The following is a 925-nucleotide window of genomic DNA, read 5'->3' on the forward strand; positions in this document are numbered from 1 at the left end:
CAATATCAACAAGGTTGGACCGGGCAAACATTCGGCTCAGATGATATTCGAAACTTGATTCGAGGCTTAGACAACATCAACGTACTGAAAGACTGTGGTGCGATCCTATCGGGTTATCAGGGAAGCGCAGACCAATGTAAAGCGGTTGCCGAGTCGGTTAATTTAGTTAAAGAAAAGAACCACAGTGCACTCTATGTTTGTGACCCTGTAATGGGTGACCCAGATAAAGGTTGTATCGTTGAGGATGGCGTTAGAACCGCCATTACTAAACACTTGCTTCCTATTGCCGATGTTATAGTGCCAAACCAATTTGAACTAAGTGAATTGACCGGCATTAAAATCCTCTCCCTTTATGACGCGGTTACAGCATGTAAGAAAGCATTGGAGCTTGGTCCAAAGATGGTGCTCGTGAAGCATCTTCACTCATTACCCGATGACGCGTTCAGTATGATTTTAGCAACGAAAAAGGCATGTTATTTAGCCCAACGACCGAACATTGAATTTGCTCAACAACCGGTTGGTGTCGGTGACCTTATCTCTGGCCTGTTTACCGCAGGGTTAATAAAGAGAATGTCTCCCGTAGCTGCATTCCGACATGCAAATAACGCGGTCTATGGTGTGTTGGAGCTAACTAAAAGCTATGGCACTTGGGAGCTACAAACAATCAATGCACAATATGAATTTGTAGAGCCTACCCACGATTTCAACGTGGTCAAAATCGGGTAGAGCGTTTAACTCCGATAGTGGTGGAGGGTGTACCTATTCGATGGGTCGCATCCTACAAACGAGATTACGAGCTAAGACTAAACCTAGCTATATTACTCCCAGAAAGAGACGGACTTCACTTTATCCCTATTTATTAACTTCTCTGTTTATAGCTGTTCTTTTGATTAAACAGAGTCTCTGAATCATTTTAGAGAACATT

1 protein-coding gene is annotated in these 925 nt (G+C 43.2%); it reads left to right on the top strand.

Features of this window, described 5'->3' with window-relative positions; all coding sequences use genetic code 11:
• Positions 1-726 (top strand): pyridoxal kinase (gene pdxY, locus AB4558_RS21715; protein WP_372133522.1); only part of this gene is annotated, 726 nt, incomplete at its 5' end.
• Between the last annotated feature and the right edge of the window lie 199 nt (positions 727-925).

It is taken from the genome of Vibrio sp. 10N.222.51.C5, assembly GCF_041474575.1.
GTDB lineage: Bacteria > Pseudomonadota > Gammaproteobacteria > Enterobacterales > Vibrionaceae > Vibrio > Vibrio crassostreae_C.